We start from the raw sequence: 14460 nt of genomic DNA on the forward strand, positions 1-14460 counted from the left end.
GCGCCGCGCTTCATCTTCCCCCAAATACGGCGGCGCGACGGGAAAGGCAAAGCCCCCGGCCCGGCAAGCGCCGCGCCCCCAGCCTCGACACCCGTCAGGCCCGCACGTCCACCACGACGCGTCCGCGCACCTCGCCCTTCAGGATCGCCGCCCCGAGCCCGGGCAGATCCTCCAGCGTTGCGGGCTCGATCATCGCCTCGAGCTTGTCCATCGGCAGATCGCGCGCGATCCGTCCCCAGGCGCGCAGCCGGTTGTCATAAGGCTGCATCACGCTGTCGATGCCCAAGAGGTTCACACCGCGCAACAGGAACGGAATGACCGTCGCGGGCAGGCTCGCACCCCCAGCCAGACCCACGGCCGCGACCGAGGCACCGTAGGTCATCTGCCCCAGGACACGCGCCAGCATCGCGCCGCCCACCGCATCGACACATCCGGCCCAGGTCTCCGCCTCCAGCGGCCGTTTGACCGTCTCGGCCAGATCGGCGCGCGGCACGATCCGCGCGGCCCCAAGCCCCCGCAGGTATCCCTCCTGCTCAGGCCGCCCCGTCACGGCGGCGACCTCGTAGCCCAGATGGGCAAGGATGGCTGTCGCAACCGACCCCACGCCGCCGGCCGCACCCGTCACCAACACCTCGCCCGCGCCGGGTTTCAGCCCGTGATCCTCCAGCGCCATCACCGCCAGCATCGCGGTAAATCCCGCCGTGCCCACCGCCATGGCGGCCCGCGTCGTCAGCCCCTCGGGCAGCGGCACCAGCCAATCGGCCTTCACCCGCGCCTTTTCGGCATAACCGCCCCAATGCACCTCGCCCACGCGCCAGCCGGTCAGCACGACCTTGTCGCCCGGCGCATAGCGAGGATCATCCGAGGCCTCGACCACGCCCGCGAAATCGATGCCCGGCACATGCGGATAGCTCCGCACCAATCCGCCGCCGGGCCCAAGGCACAGGCCATCCTTGTAATTCACCGTCGAATACTCGATCGCGACCGTCACATCGCCCTCGGGCAGTTGCGCCTCGTCGAGCGTCTGGACCGCGCCATGCGTCTTGCCCTCACTATCCTTCTCGACCACCAATGCGCGAAATGCCATCTTGCCTCTCCTTTCGTGCCGCACGTCAACACCGCGCGGCAATTCCTTGTTTCAATTCCAGAAATTTTCCCGAACGCGCGCCGGAAACGCGCCGTCCTGCGTCTCGACCATCACCTCGGTGCCCGGGTCCCAATGCGTCATGCGCACCATGCCGATCGCCACGCCGCACCCGAAATCGGGCGAAACGGCGGCCGATGTCACCTGCCCCACCCGCCGCGTCCCGTCGAGGATCGGCCACACCCTATCGCAGCGCGGCAAGCGGTCGGTCTCGATCTCGATGGCGCGCACCTGCTTGACCGGCCCGTCCTTGACCACCCTCAAGAGCGCATCGCGACCGATGCACCCGATGGCCGTCGCCGTGTTGCAAAACCGGCCCAACCCCGCCTCATGGGGCGTGTTATCGCGCGTCATGTCATTGCCGTAGCTCAGCAATCCCCCCTCGACCCGCTCGATCCCGTTGGGGCAACCCGCCCGCACATCCAGATCGCGCCCCGCCTCCATCAGCGCGTTCCACAAGGGCATCCCGATGTCCGATCCCTCGACATAGATCTCGAACCCGCCCTGCTTGGAATAGCCCGACCGCGCGATCACCATGTCGCGCCCCATGAAATCGAAATGTCCAAAGCGGAAGAACCGGATGCCGCGCACCCCCTCGCCAAAGACCCGCGCCATCAGATCATCGGCCAGCGGACCCTGCACCGCCAAGGGCGAGACATCGGGCTCGTCGATCAGCACGTCGAGCCTGTAGCCATGCGCGATGCCCTTGACCCACAAGATCAGGTCACTGTCGGCGATAGAGATCCACCACCGATCCTCCGCCAGCTTCACCGCCACAGGGTCGTTCAACATGCCGCCCGTCTCGTCGACCATCGGCAGGTAGTAGCATTGCCCCGGCAACATGCCCCGCAGGTCGCGCGGGCTCAGCATCTGCACCAGCTTGCCCGCATCGGGGCCCCGCACCTCCACCTGCCGTTCACAGGCGACATCCCAGACCTGTACGGCAGCTTTCAAATGCCGGTAATCCTCCTCGACAGAGGCGAAGACAGTCGGCAACAGCATGTGGTTGTAGACCGTGTAGGCGCTGACGCCCGCGGCCTCGACCCCCTCGGAAAAAGGCGTGCGCCGCAACCGGCGCGAGGGTGAAATCAGCGCCACGCGATCATCTCCATTCCGGCGCATCATCGGGCATGAAGGGCAGATCGGTATCGTCGGGCCGCGCGCCTGCCGCCGTCAGCATCGCATGAACCTGCCCGCGATGGTGCGCCTGATGATTGAACATATGCACCACGCAGATCTCCGCGGGTTTCGCGATCTCCCGACCCATGGCAAAGGAATGCCAGCGGATTTCCCCCGTCAGCTCCTCCGCCGACACCATCCACGCCCAACCCGCAATCCGCGCATCAAGCTTTGGCCGCTCGGTCCACAGCGTCGCCCAATCATACATCGCGGGCGACGTGGCAATGCTGCCTCCCGGCCCCTCGACCCCTTCGAAACGGGCCATCCAGATCAGATCGCCCCAATGCAAATGGCTCAACGTCGCCCGGATCGAGCCGAAAAACGCGCCCCTGTCCGCCTCCCGCTCCGCCTCGGACAGCCCGGCCGCCGCTTGATAGATCGACTGGTTCTGCCAGGCATTGTAGCGCGCCATGGTCCGGCAATAGTCCGGGGTTATCATGCCCTCACCCCTTGCCCGGCCCGGACCAGTCGATCTGGCAGATCTCGGCCGACCGCCCCCCGAAATCCCACACCCGGCCAAAGGCGCGCACCCGGCCCTTGCTGGCCGTGGCGACCGTGATGTCGGGCCCCATCCAATACTTCGTGTTGCGGATCACGATGTCCTCCTCGGGGTCCTTGCCGCCCACGGGATAGACCACGCCCTCGATCTTGCGGCCCACGGTGATGTGGCGCGTCTTGCCGTCGGTCTCGTAGCGGACGGGCTGGCGTTCCACCCCGATCACCTCGCCCACGAGGACGCTGAACAGGCCCGTGGTCCCCTTGGCCTTGCCCGAAAAGATGTCGACAAGCGCGCGATAGGCCGCGTCGCTTGCCCGGTCATCGATGAACAGCGCGACCTTCCAGTTGCCCCGGCTCATCATGCCCGGGATCTCGATCAACAGCCCGATATTCAGCCCCGATAGATCGGTCTCGCCGTAATGGCCGGCATCGATCCGCACCCCGCCCCAGGTCTGGCAATGCCCCTCCGTCGGCGGATGCAGGCCCAAGGATACCACGCAGGGGCAAAAGACCGTGCAATTGCAATTCAGGATCAATTCGCCCTTGATCGCCCAAGGCACGGTCCCATGCCCCGAGCGCGCCGCACCCGGCGCGCGGTTGTCGATTTCCGCCGCCACGGCGATCCGATCCGATGCCATCCGTCTCTCCCTCTTCCCCGATCAAAGCCCCAAGGCCAGCGTTGCCGCAGCCCCGCCCAAAAGCGCAAACCCCAAGGGCCGCGTCAACCACCGCCCGATGTGCGGCAGCTTTTCCAACACCATCAGAACCGTCGCGATCCCCATGAAGCCAAGGTTCATCACCCCGCCCACGAAAGCCAAAAGCATCAAGGCCCAGCAACATCCCACGCAGACCGCACCCAGCCGCACCCCGTTGCGCCACGGCCCTTCTTCCCAATGCTGCAAAAAGAACATCATCGGCTGACGGCATTTCGACAGGCAGGCCGCCTTCAGGGGCGTGAACTGCCACAGGCCCGCCAATGCCAACAACACGGCGGACAGACCGACCGACAGGCTTGCCCCGAACGGGTCGATCAACCCGGCAGAGACCAGCGCCATCTGCGCCCCCGCCGCCAGCACCGAAAACCCCAGCCAGACCGCAAGGTATCCCCCGACCAAGGCCGCGATCCGCGTCTTGGCCCCCGCCGCCGCCAGATCCTCATAGGTGGCCAGCGCGGGCAGCATCGTGGGCGCCATCATCGCCGCCGCCATGATCGCCCACATCGCCACAAGCCCCGCAAACCCTGCCGCATCGGGCGTCGCCGCACACAGCGCCGCCAACACCTCCCAGCCATAGACCGCCCCCGCCGCACGCAGATCGGCCGGGATCGCCATGGCATACAAAAGGCCCCAAGCGCCCAGGATCAGGCCGTAAAGACCCAGCCAATGCGGCTGTCCCATGTTGCGGATACGGGTGGCGATCATGCGGGCCGCCCTCCCCCTTGCGACTCTGCTTCCGGCGTCGAACCTGTCAGACCCGGGCAAGACTGACAAAAGAAATCCGCCCGAGGACTGGGGCGGCGGGCATATGCCCTTGTCCACATGGCAAGATCTTCTTACGTTCTTCCCCGATCCGAGCCCCGGATTCACACCAACAGGGATCGCAAACACATGACCTATCGCACCGCCCTCGGCACTGCCATGGCCCTGGCGCTTTCCGTGCCCTCGCTGGCCGCAGCCCAGGACCTCCTCGTCTTCGACTATTCCGGCTTCGAGACCCCCGAATTCCACCAGCCCTATATCGATCAGCACGGCGCATCGCCCGAATTCGTCTTCTTCGGCGACGAGGACGAGGCGTTCCAGCGCCTGCTCGCGGGCTTCCGCTCGGATGTGACGCATATCTGCGCAGGCTCCGTGCCGCGCTGGCAGGAATCGGGCATCATCGAGCCCTGGGACCGGTCGCGCATCGCAGCCTATGACACGCTGAACTCCGACCTTCTGGGCTCGGATGTGCGCGCGGGCTCTGCCGACCTGATGTGGGTTCCCACCGATTTCGGCACCACGGCCATTGCCTACAACGCCGAAACCGTCCCGGCCGAGGATGTCGCCTCGCTCGAGATCTTCAACAACCCCGCCTATGCCGGCCGCCTGTCCATCCCCGACAACGTCGATGATGCCTATGCGCTGGCCTATCTCGCCACCGGCGTGACCGACTGGACCAACGCCACCGACGAACAATTCGAGGCGGCCACCGCTTGGCTGCGCGGCATCCATCCCAACCTCCTGAACTACTGGGTCGATCCCGGCGAGATCGCACAGCTCATGGCCTCGGGTCAGGTGCAGGCCGCTTGGGTCTGGAACGAGGTTCCCGTGGCCCTCGCCGACGAAGGCTTCCCGGTCGGCTTCCAGCGCAACACCGTCGAAGGCACCTCCGTCTGGCTCTGCGGCTATGTGAACATGGCCGAGGGCGAAGGCTCCGAGGATCTGGCCTATGACTTCATCAACGCGATGCACGCCGAGGCGTCCGCCTTGCCGCTGCTCGACAACGGGTTCGGCACCGCCAATGACGCGGCGCTGCAGGCGCTCGGCGCCGAGGCGCTCGAGGCCGCTGGCCTCGGCCCCGTGACCGTGCCGGTTCTGGCGCAGCTGCCGATGTCGAACGAACAGCGTGAGCGTCAGGCCGAAGCTTTCGAGCGGATCAAGTCGGGCTTCTGATCCCGCCAATCCCCGCAAGACACGGAAACGGGCGCCCTTCACGGCGCCCGTTTTCTTTTGCCTCACGCAAGCCCGCTATCGCGTGCCAGCATCGCGGCCTCTGCGCGGTCCAACCGCGCCCGCGCCCGTTCCGTGCACCCCTCCTCAGCCAAGGCACGCCGCCACAGCCGCAGGCAGGACCGCGGCGACCATGGCCTTGCGGCATGGGCGATCCAGTCGCGCAATTCAGGCGGCAGCGCATCATAGGCCCGCATCGGATCCTCCGCGCGTGCCCGTATCTTCAGCCGCGTCGCACCCCGATTGCCGCCGGGCCGCACCTTGCCCGCCGACATTGGCGCAAGATCGCTCAGTGGCGGCGCAAATCGGCTGGATCTCGGGTGTTGACGCATCGCATGCCCTCCACGTGTCGGGAGCATACGTTATGTTATGTCATTACTTTTCCACAAGGGGCAATCACACCCCATCCATCTTGAAAACCCGGTCTGTCGGGCGTATCTCTGAAGCGTTCCGGCAACGGGACTATGGACATAAACGCGCTCGTAATAAGCGGCTCGGACCCGGGGGCGGTACCCGGCGGCTCCACCAACAACCGTCATTTGCGGTGCATGGGGCCGAAACAGGATCGACGAACGTCTAAAGGGGTTATGCTTTGTCCCGGTGAGGTACCACCGTTATCGGTCCGAAACGTACAGTTGCAAATGACAACCGTGCTCCGGCAATGGCTCTGGCTGCGTAAGCAGCTCGAGTCGCCGAAACTAAGTCCTTGCGCCTAGCAGCGTAAGGCGGGGTTCGCAGGCACCTGGCAACAGAAGCCTGCACTTTCCCTCCTTCGCGACAACCGACAGCCCGGGGCCGCTGTGACCCCGGACCGCCCCTAGTCGCCTCAGAAGGTCTCCAGCGTCAGTTCCGCGTTGCACAGCTCACTGCCATAGGTGCCGACCCAGACGTCGAACACGCCGTCGGTCGCGCCCACGATATCGATCACCGGATGCACCGCACCGTTGAAATCATCCGAGAAATGCCACTGGCCCATGCTGTCGTTGACCAAAAGCACCGTGTCGCAATCGCCCACCACGCGCAGTTGCAGCAGGTTGTAGGCGGCAAGACCCGACAGGTCGAATTCGAAATCCGGACCCGCGATGACCATACCCGTTCCCGGAACCGAGGGGCAGGCTGCTAGGTCGATGTTGCCCCCCGCCGCGACGGCGTAGCTGTTGGGGCTCCACAAATCCTCGCCTGTCGTGGCGATGGTCGCCCCGGCCGGATCGGAGATCGAGGGACAAGCGGCGGCCATCCCCGTTGACGCAAGGAATGCAAGCACGCCAAGCGCGGTCAAGTTCTTCATGATCGTCTCCCGAAGGGGCGGATACATGGGCCGGTCACGCCGCATTTCTGGGCCTCGGTTATCCGGAACCTTCGACAGGGTGTAACGATTAAAATGCGGCCCTGTCTGGATAGCCCCGATGCAACCATCGGTCGAGTGAAATGTCGCTACCCGGGCCGAAACAGGCGATTTCGCATGGCTTTGACGGCCGCCCACCTCCCCGCGGCGCCCCGTCCGGGCGATTTTTTTCACGCGCAAGTGATCCGCCCTCGCCCCCGCTTCGTTAAAGAGGGGACAGCGCGCCAGAACTTCCCGAAAGGACCGACATGACCGCCATCGATTTCGTCAACTACGCGGTTGCGATCCTCACGATCGTGCTGGGCCTGATGGGCTGGCTCGCGCCGCGCTGGACGATGGAACAGCTCGACATGAAATCGGGCCCCTCCAACATGGCCTATACCGAGGTCTCGGCCGCCTCGGGCTGTCTCTTCGTCGGTCTGGGTCTGGGGGCCATCCTCCTCGATCAGCCGCTGGCTTGGGTGGTCGTGGGTTTGGCCTATGCCGGGGCGGCGACGGGGCGCGTGACCTCCATCTTCCGCGACAATGCCGCCAGCCGTCAAAGCTGGAGCTTTTTTGGCTGCGAGGCCGGGCTTGCCGCATGGTTGATCCTCGCAAACCTGCCCGCTGCCTGACCGCCTCAGGCACCGCCTTTCAAATCGAAACGAATCTTCTATGGTGAGGGCACCTTAAGGGATGCCCTGCCGCTCATGACCGACCGACCCACCAAAATCGCCTATGGCCGCCTCATGCATCACGCGATGCGCGGCCTGATCCAGCGGGTCCTGTCGGATGTCGCGGCAACCGGCCTGCCGGGGGATCACCACTTCTTCATCACCTTCGACACCACCGCCGATGGCGTGGGGCTGGCCGATTGGCTGCGCGACCGCTACCCCGAGGAAATGACCATCGTCATCCAGCATTGGTATGATGGCCTTGCGGTTGATGATGACGGCTTTTCCATCATCCTGAATTTCGGCGACAACCCCGAAAGCTTGCGCATTCCATTCGACGCGATCCGGACCTTCGTCGATCCTTCCGTCGAATTCGGCCTGCGCTTCGAGCGTACCGAAACGCCCGACGATGGCCCCGAGGATGAACCTCCCGCGCCCCCTCCCTCCGACCGGCAAGGCGATGCCGAGGTTGTCCGCCTCGACCGTTTTCGCAAGAACCACTGACCCTGCGAAGGCCTCGGCCCGGGTTTGACCTTGCCCCGGCCCCGGCGCGGGTTAGAACTGCCCAAAACCCCGGTTCAGGCAGGCGGAGCAGAGATGTCCAACAGCGATTTCGCGCTCTTCATGGGCCAACTTCTGCGCCGCCCCCATCAGGTGGTGGCGCTCGCTCCTTCCTCGCGCTTTCTCTGCGCCGAAATGGTCGCGCAGGTCGACCCCGCCGCGGGCCCCGTGATCGAACTGGGCGCGGGCACGGGCAACATCACGAAAGCCATCCTCGATCGCGGCATCGCCCCCGAAAACCTCCATTCGATCGAGATGAACCCCGATTTCTGCGACCGGTTGCGCGCGCGCTTTCCCCGCCTCAACGTCCACCAGATGAGCGCGGGCGATGTCGGCGCCCTCCCCGTCGAGGGCGCGCAGGCCGTGATCTCGGGCCTGCCGCTTCTTTCCATGCCGCTCGCGCTCCAGCGCGACATTCTCACGGGCACCTTCCAGCGGCTGAAACCGGGCGGCAGCTATGTCCAGTTCACCTATGGACCCAAGCCCCCCGTGGCCCGCGCAGTCCGCGAGGAACTGGGTCTCGACTGGACCGTATCGCGCAAGATCTGGTGGAACATGCCCCCCGCCCGCGTCTATCGTTTCACCAAACCTGCCTGAGGCCGCTTGGCCGCATTGCACGACGCGCGAGGGGCCGCTAAACGGCATGCAACGGCATACCGGAGGGATCAAAATGACCGCCACACGCACAGAATCGGACAGTTTCGGCCCGCTCGAGGTGCCCGCCGACCGCTATTGGGGCGCGCAGACCCAGCGGTCCATCATGAATTTCCCCATCGGCTGGGAAAAGCAGCCCGTGGCCATCGTCCGTGCCTTGGGCGTGATCAAGCGGGCCTGCGCCGAGGTGAATAAATCCACCGGCAAGCTTGATGCAAATCTCGCCGATGCGATGATCGCCGCCGCCCAAGAGGTGATCGACGGCAAGCTCGACGATCACTTCCCCCTCGTCGTCTGGCAGACAGGCTCCGGCACCCAATCCAACATGAACGCGAACGAGGTCATCTCGAACCGCGCCATCGAAATGCTGGGCGGCACGATCGGCTCGAAAAAGCCGGTCCATCCCAATGACCATTGCAATATGGGCCAGTCGTCGAACGACACCTTTCCCACCGCGATGCACATTGCCTCCGCCGTCACCTGCCACGAGGTGCTGATCCCCGGCCTCGAAAAACTGGCCGCAGGGCTCGAGGCCAAGGCCGAGGCGTTCAAGGACATCATCAAGATCGGCCGCACCCATACCCAGGATGCGACGCCCCTGACCTTGGGGCAGGAGTTTTCCGGCTATGCCATGCAGATCCGCAACGGCATCGCCCGGATCAAGCTCGCGCTTCCGGGCATCTACGAACTGGCCCAAGGCGGCACTGCCGTCGGCACGGGGCTCAACACCGACAAGGGTTGGGATACGGCCGTTGCCGCCCGGATCGCAGACATCACCGGCCTGCCCTTCGTCACCGCCCCGAACAAGTTCGAGGCGCTGGCCGCCCATGACGCCATGGTTTTCATGTCCGGCGCGATCAAGACCGCCGCCATGGCCTGCTACAAGATCGCCAATGACATGCGCTTTCTCGGCTCCGGCCCGCGCTCGGGCCTTGGCGAATTGATCCTGCCCGAAAACGAGCCCGGCTCCTCGATCATGCCGGGCAAGGTGAACCCGACGCAGGCCGAGGCGATGACGCAGGTCTGCGCCCATATCCTCGGCAATGACGCGGCCATCGCCTTCGCCGGGTCGCAGGGCCATTTCGAACTGAACGTCTACAATCCGATGATGGCCTACAACCTCCTGCAGTCGATGACGCTTCTGGGCAATGCCGCCGACAGCTTCACCTTGCGGATGCTCGACGGGACCGAGGCGAATGTGGAGCGGATCGGCAAGTTGATGCGCGAAAGCCTGATGCTGGTGACAGCACTCGCGCCCACCATCGGCTATGACAATGCGACCACCGTGGCCAAGACCGCGCACAAGAACGGCACGACGCTCCGCGAAGAGGCGATCCGCCTCGGCTTCGTCGATGGCGAAACCTTCGACCGCGTGGTCCGCCCCGAGGACATGATCGGCCCGTCATGACCGCCAAGGTCGTGAACCTTTCCCGCGCGCGCAAAACCCGCGCGCGGGACGACAAGCGCGCAAAGGCCGATGCCAATGCCGCGAAATTCGGCCGGACCAAGGCCGAGCGCGATGCCGAGGCGCAAGCGGCCGAGAAAGCCGCCCGCCACCTCGACCAGCACAAGCGCGAGGACGGCGACGAATGACCGGCCGACCGCGCAAGCATTCCCTTACCCTGCGCGGCCACCGCACCTCCGTCTCGCTCGAAGATGCCTTCTGGGTGGAGTTGCAGCGGCTGGCCGATCTGGAGGGAAAATCGGTCAACGAACTGGTCGCGGACATCGACGGCGCCCGGGGCGTTAAATCCGGGTTAGCCTCCGCCATCCGCGTTCACGTTCTGGAAAGACTCAAGGCTGGATCTTAGGCCTCCGTTAACCGGAATCGGGGATGGTGGGACATGGACAGATTGCCCCCCAACACCTCGCCCGAGGCCTTCTTGCAGGACGTGTTCAAGTCGCGGCTTGTGCGTGACGGCAAGGTCATCCGAAGAGCCAGCCGCGATGTCGAACGCTATATCGGCCGCGAAGCCTTCATCGCCGAAGTGTATCGCCGTGGCTTCTGCGCCATCGAGAATGCGGGCCAGATCATCATCTTCTGCAACCAAGAACCGGTCCGTATCCTCCGACCGCGCGCGCCTCTCTAGCCGAAAGCCGCCGAACTGCAGTTTCGCGTCCCGGAAAACTGCAGTTTTCCGATCCGTTTTGCTGCAGCAAAACGCAACAACACATTACAAAGTCTCGATTTTCGTGAACGAGACAACAGGACCGTTTCTCCCCAACGCGAATGTGACGCGATGGCGCGTGACGCCTCCGCCCGAACAGGTTAGACGAAACCCATGTTCGGGATCGACCTCTTCGACGCCAGCCTTCTGCCCGCGATGCTCGTGGCCTTCGCCGCGGGCATCCTGAGTTTCCTCAGCCCTTGCGTCTTGCCCATCGTGCCGCCCTACCTGGCCTACATGGGCGGCATCACCATGGCCGAGATCGACGGCAACGCCCGCGCCGCCCGCCGCAAGGCCTTGATGGCAGCGCTTTTTTTCGTCCTCGGCCTGTCGACCGTCTTCGTCTTTCTGGGCTTCACCGCCTCGATCTTCGGCCAGTTCTTCCTGCAGAACCAGATCCTTCTGGGCCAGATCGCGGGTGCGGTCATCATCGTCTTCGGACTGCATTTTCTGGGCGTCATCACCATCCCGATCCTGAACCGCGAAGCCCGGCTTGATGCCGGCGACCAGGGCGGTTCGGCTTTTGGCGCCTATATTCTCGGCCTCGCCTTCGCCTTCGGCTGGACGCCCTGCATCGGCCCGCAACTGGGCGCGATCCTGTCGATCGCCGCGACCGAGGCGAGCGTGTCGCGCGGCACGACGCTTCTGGCGATCTACGCCGTGGGTCTCGGCATTCCCTTCCTGCTCGCCGCAGGCTTCATCGACCGCGCGATGGGTGTGATGAACCGCATGAAGCGACACATGAAAACCATCGAGCGCGTTATGGGCCTGTTGCTCATCGGGGTCGGCGTTGCGCTGATGACGGGGGCATTCTCGGCCTTTTCCTTCTGGCTTCTCGAAACATTCCCGGCGCTTGGCCTCTTGGGCTGATCCGCCCTACCGCTGCCGCAATCCCTCGCTATTCTGCGCAACATGACGCACGTGGCGCGCAGGCATGTCTTCTATATCCCGGGCTTCGACCCGGTGCCGCCACGCGCCTATCGCGAACGCTACCGGCGCGAGGCCGCGCGGCAAGCCGCACTTTCCGGCTATGACATCGCGCCGGGCAGCCCCCCCAAGGGCGCGCGATTTGGTTGGGGCGTTCAGGCTCGGATCGAAGGCGCCGATGTCGCGACGGGCATCGAGGTTCTCTACTGGGCCGATATCGTGCAGGCGGGGATGAAGGGCGGTATCCTCTTCAGCTATCTCAGCCTTCTCCGCACGGCTTGGACCTATATCGGTTCGGGGGCGCTGTTCCGGCTGATGCGCCTCAGGAAGGGACCGGTGATCGCCGCACTTTATCCTGTTCTGGTGCTGCTGATCCAATTAGCCTTTGCCATGGGTGCGGGCCTGCTGGTCGGCGCGGGTCTGTTAGCAATCCTTGGGTCACTCGGGCTTGCCGTGCCTTTACCCGTTGCCGTTCTTCTTTACACAATGTCCATCCTGTCGATCGGCTGGCTGATCCTGCGCTGGTTCCAGCGCCGCGATCATCTCTACGCGTGGTACCTGATGAAGGATTACGCCTTTTCCTCCCGCTACAAAGGCGCCTACCCTCGCGAGCAAGAAAAGCGGATGCGGGACTTCGCTGACCGGATCGCCACCGCGCTTGCAAGCGATGTCGACGAGGTTTTGGTCATCGGCCATTCCTCGGGCGCCTATATCGCGGTGTCCGTTCTGGCCGACCTGATCCGGGCGCGCCGTTTGCCCGGGGATGGTCCGGCGCTGTCGCTCCTGACGCTCGGCCATGTCGTGCCGATGGTCAGCTTTCTGCCCAATGCCACGCGCCTTCGCACAGATCTCGCCTTTCTCGCAGCGCAAGACATGCCTTGGGTCGATGTGACTGCGCCGGGCGATGGATGCGCTTTTGCGCTTTGCGATCCGGTTGCCGTATCGGGCGTCGCCCCGGCGAACAAACGCTGGCCGCTGGTGATTTCCGCCGCCTTCACGCAGACCCTGCGCCCCGAGACGCGCGCGGCCCTGCGCTGGAGGCTCTTCGAACTGCATTTCCAGTATCTCAACGCCTTCGACAATCTGCCGGGTCGGCCCGACGATTACGATTATTTCCGCATCACGGCCGGGCCCTTGACCTTGGGCGCGCGTTTTGCCGGTCGCGCACCATCAGCCAGCCGGATCGAGACGCCGGTTAACCGCCACAGCGGGATCGCGGCATGACGAGCACACCCGATCTGCCACCCAAGCCGCCTTCTCGTGCTGACCGTGTCTCGCTCTGGCGCTACATGCGGCTTTTTCGGCAAGATATCCTGTCGGCCCAACCCGCCCGGCTTTATCGCGCATGGATGGCTGAATTCCGCACGCCGTTTTTCCGCAGCTACATGATCAATCAGCCCGCCCTGATCGACGAGGTTCTCAAGGCGCGCCCGATGGATTTCCCCAAATCCGACCGAGTGGGCGAAGGGTTGCGGCCGCTTCTCGGACGCTCCGTCTTCCTGACCAATGGCGCGGAATGGCAGCGACAGCGCCGCATCATTGACCCGGCCTTCGAGGGCGGACGGCTGCGCGATACCTTTCCCGCGATCTGGGCCGCAGGTAAGGCCGCCGTCTCGCGCATCGGCGCGACCAATGGCAACGCGCCTTGCGAGATCGAGGCCGAGATGAGCCACGCCGCCGCCGACGTGATCTTTCGCACGCTCTTTTCGCTCCCGATTGAGGATCAGGTGGCGAGCGAGGTCTTTCACCTCTTCCGCGCCTATCAGCGCACCCAGCCGATCCTGAACGCTGCCGCCTTCCTGCCCCTGCCCCGTTGGATGCCGCGCGGCCACCGGGCCGAGACGCGCCGCACCGCCGCCGCGATCCGCACGCTCATCACCCAGATGACCGCCGCCCGCATGGCCGAGATCGAGGCCGGAACCGCACCGGACGATCTGGCGACCAAGATCATGACGACTGCCGATCCCGAAACGGGCCAGCGGTTCACCACCGAGGAGATGGTCGATCAGGTTGCGATCTTCTTCCTCGCAGGACATGAAACCAGCGCCTCGACCTTGGCATGGACACTGTACCTGCTCGCGCGCTATCCCGAGTGGCAGGACAAACTTGCCCAAGAGGCAGAGACGGCACTGACGGAGGCCCCCGATTTCGCCGTGATGGGCAAGTTGCGGCTCGCGCGCGACATCTTCCGCGAGACGCTCAGGCTTTATCCCCCCGTGCCCATGATGGTGCGAGAGACGACCTGCACCGAAAGTTTTCGTGCGCGCAACCTGACCCGGGGCAGTCAGATCGTGATTTCGCCCTGGCATCTGCACCGCCACGAACGGCTATGGGAAAACCCAGACGGCTTCGACCCGGCCCGCTGGCAGACCGAGAACGGAAAGACCTGCCTGCGTGAGGCTTTCATCCCCTTTTCGGCCGGCGCGCGCGTCTGCACCGGCGCAGGGTTCGCAATGGTCGAGGGGCCCTTGCTGCTGGCGATGCTGGTTCGCGCGTACCGGTTCGCGCCCGTAGCGGATCGTGTGCCCATGCCCGTGGCCTATCTCACGGTCCGAGCAAAGGACGGTATTTGGCTCAACATAACCCCGCGCCAAGCGGCCGGGGATGAACACGCGCGATAAGC

18 protein-coding genes and 1 other RNA gene are annotated in these 14460 nt (G+C 64.7%); 12 read left to right on the top strand and 7 right to left on the bottom strand.

All coding sequences use genetic code 11. The features are described 5' to 3' along the window. Positions 1-94: 94 nt before the first annotated feature. The 5 genes from acuI to QQK63_RS10865 are packed head-to-tail and all read right to left on the bottom strand — an operon-like array spanning position 95 to position 4242. A complete protein-coding gene (acuI, locus tag QQK63_RS10845; RefSeq protein ID WP_277822633.1) occupies positions 95-1087 on the bottom strand; it encodes an acryloyl-CoA reductase in 993 nt (330 codons plus the stop codon). A gap of 51 nt (positions 1088-1138) precedes the next feature. Continuing rightward, positions 1139-2242, bottom strand: a complete 1104-nt coding sequence (locus tag QQK63_RS10850; RefSeq protein WP_277822635.1) for a dimethylsulfoniopropionate demethylase — start codon at positions 2240-2242, stop codon at positions 1139-1141. A 4-nt stretch (positions 2243-2246) separates the two neighbouring features. Beyond that, the gene (locus QQK63_RS10855) at positions 2247-2762 is read right to left on the bottom strand and encodes a DinB family protein (protein WP_277822637.1); all 516 of its coding nucleotides are present in this window, start codon (positions 2760-2762) and stop codon (positions 2247-2249) included. Between the two features lie 4 nt (positions 2763-2766). Continuing rightward, a complete protein-coding gene (locus tag QQK63_RS10860) occupies positions 2767-3459 on the bottom strand; it encodes a DUF1326 domain-containing protein (RefSeq protein WP_277822639.1) in 693 nt (230 codons plus the stop codon). A gap of 21 nt (positions 3460-3480) precedes the next feature. Beyond that, a complete protein-coding gene (locus tag QQK63_RS10865; RefSeq protein ID WP_277822641.1) occupies positions 3481-4242 on the bottom strand; it encodes a DUF2182 domain-containing protein in 762 nt (253 codons plus the stop codon). Positions 4243-4428: 186 nt separating this feature from the next. Between QQK63_RS10865 and QQK63_RS10870 the strand changes: the two genes are divergently transcribed. Further along, positions 4429-5472: an ABC transporter substrate-binding protein gene (locus QQK63_RS10870; RefSeq protein WP_277822643.1), complete on the top strand. Its 1044-nt coding sequence runs from the start codon at positions 4429-4431 to the stop codon at positions 5470-5472. A 62-nt stretch (positions 5473-5534) separates the two neighbouring features. Here QQK63_RS10870 and QQK63_RS10875 read toward each other — a convergent pair whose 3' ends face one another. Further along, complete coding sequence (locus QQK63_RS10875) at positions 5535-5888, bottom strand: DUF6525 family protein (RefSeq protein ID WP_348540437.1); 354 nt, start codon at positions 5886-5888, stop codon at positions 5535-5537. A 49-nt stretch (positions 5889-5937) separates the two neighbouring features. Here QQK63_RS10875 and ssrA point away from each other — a divergent pair. Further along, positions 5938-6292, top strand: a transfer-messenger RNA (tmRNA) gene (gene ssrA / locus QQK63_RS10880). Between the two features lie 63 nt (positions 6293-6355). On the opposite strand, the gene QQK63_RS10885 is transcribed toward ssrA, so the two are convergent. Further along, positions 6356-6817 carry a hypothetical protein gene (locus QQK63_RS10885; protein WP_277822647.1) on the bottom strand — a complete coding sequence of 154 codons (462 nt, stop codon included), beginning with the start codon at positions 6815-6817 and terminating at the stop codon, positions 6356-6358. Between the two features lie 305 nt (positions 6818-7122). Here QQK63_RS10885 and QQK63_RS10890 point away from each other — a divergent pair, with 305 nt between their 5' ends. From QQK63_RS10890 to QQK63_RS10935, 10 genes are all read left to right on the top strand, one after another. After that, complete coding sequence (locus QQK63_RS10890) at positions 7123-7488, top strand: DUF4345 family protein (RefSeq protein ID WP_277822649.1); 366 nt, start codon at positions 7123-7125, stop codon at positions 7486-7488. A gap of 75 nt (positions 7489-7563) precedes the next feature. Next, positions 7564-8031: an SspB family protein gene (locus QQK63_RS10895; protein WP_277822651.1), complete on the top strand. Its 468-nt coding sequence runs from the start codon at positions 7564-7566 to the stop codon at positions 8029-8031. Between the two features lie 93 nt (positions 8032-8124). Continuing rightward, positions 8125-8685: a class I SAM-dependent methyltransferase gene (locus tag QQK63_RS10900; protein WP_277822653.1), complete on the top strand. Its 561-nt coding sequence runs from the start codon at positions 8125-8127 to the stop codon at positions 8683-8685. A 73-nt stretch (positions 8686-8758) separates the two neighbouring features. After that, on the top strand, positions 8759-10150 hold the full coding sequence (fumC, locus tag QQK63_RS10905; protein WP_277822655.1) for a class II fumarate hydratase: 1392 nt from the start codon (positions 8759-8761) through the stop codon (positions 10148-10150). Further along, positions 10147-10335, top strand: coding sequence for a DUF4169 family protein (locus QQK63_RS10910; RefSeq protein ID WP_277822657.1), 189 nt, complete (start codon positions 10147-10149; stop codon positions 10333-10335). The genes fumC and QQK63_RS10910 overlap by 4 nt, the downstream gene beginning before the upstream one ends. Then, on the top strand, positions 10332-10553 hold the full coding sequence (locus QQK63_RS10915) for a ribbon-helix-helix domain-containing protein (protein WP_277822659.1): 222 nt from the start codon (positions 10332-10334) through the stop codon (positions 10551-10553). Before QQK63_RS10910 ends, QQK63_RS10915 begins: the two co-directional genes overlap by 4 nt. 33 nt (positions 10554-10586) lie before the next feature. Then, positions 10587-10832, top strand: coding sequence for an N-(5'-phosphoribosyl)anthranilate isomerase (locus QQK63_RS10920; protein WP_277822661.1), 246 nt, complete (start codon positions 10587-10589; stop codon positions 10830-10832). Positions 10833-11024: 192 nt separating this feature from the next. Next, positions 11025-11780, top strand: coding sequence for a cytochrome c biogenesis CcdA family protein (locus tag QQK63_RS10925; protein ID WP_277822663.1), 756 nt, complete (start codon positions 11025-11027; stop codon positions 11778-11780). Between the two features lie 42 nt (positions 11781-11822). Continuing rightward, complete coding sequence (locus tag QQK63_RS10930) at positions 11823-13061, top strand: hypothetical protein (RefSeq protein WP_277822665.1); 1239 nt, start codon at positions 11823-11825, stop codon at positions 13059-13061. Continuing rightward, positions 13058-14458, top strand: coding sequence for a cytochrome P450 (locus QQK63_RS10935; RefSeq protein ID WP_277822667.1), 1401 nt, complete (start codon positions 13058-13060; stop codon positions 14456-14458). The genes QQK63_RS10930 and QQK63_RS10935 overlap by 4 nt, the downstream gene beginning before the upstream one ends. Positions 14459-14460 lie beyond the last annotated feature (2 nt).

The sequence above is a fragment of the Roseicyclus marinus genome, assembly GCF_030163795.1.
Classification (GTDB): domain Bacteria; phylum Pseudomonadota; class Alphaproteobacteria; order Rhodobacterales; family Rhodobacteraceae; genus Roseicyclus; species Roseicyclus marinus.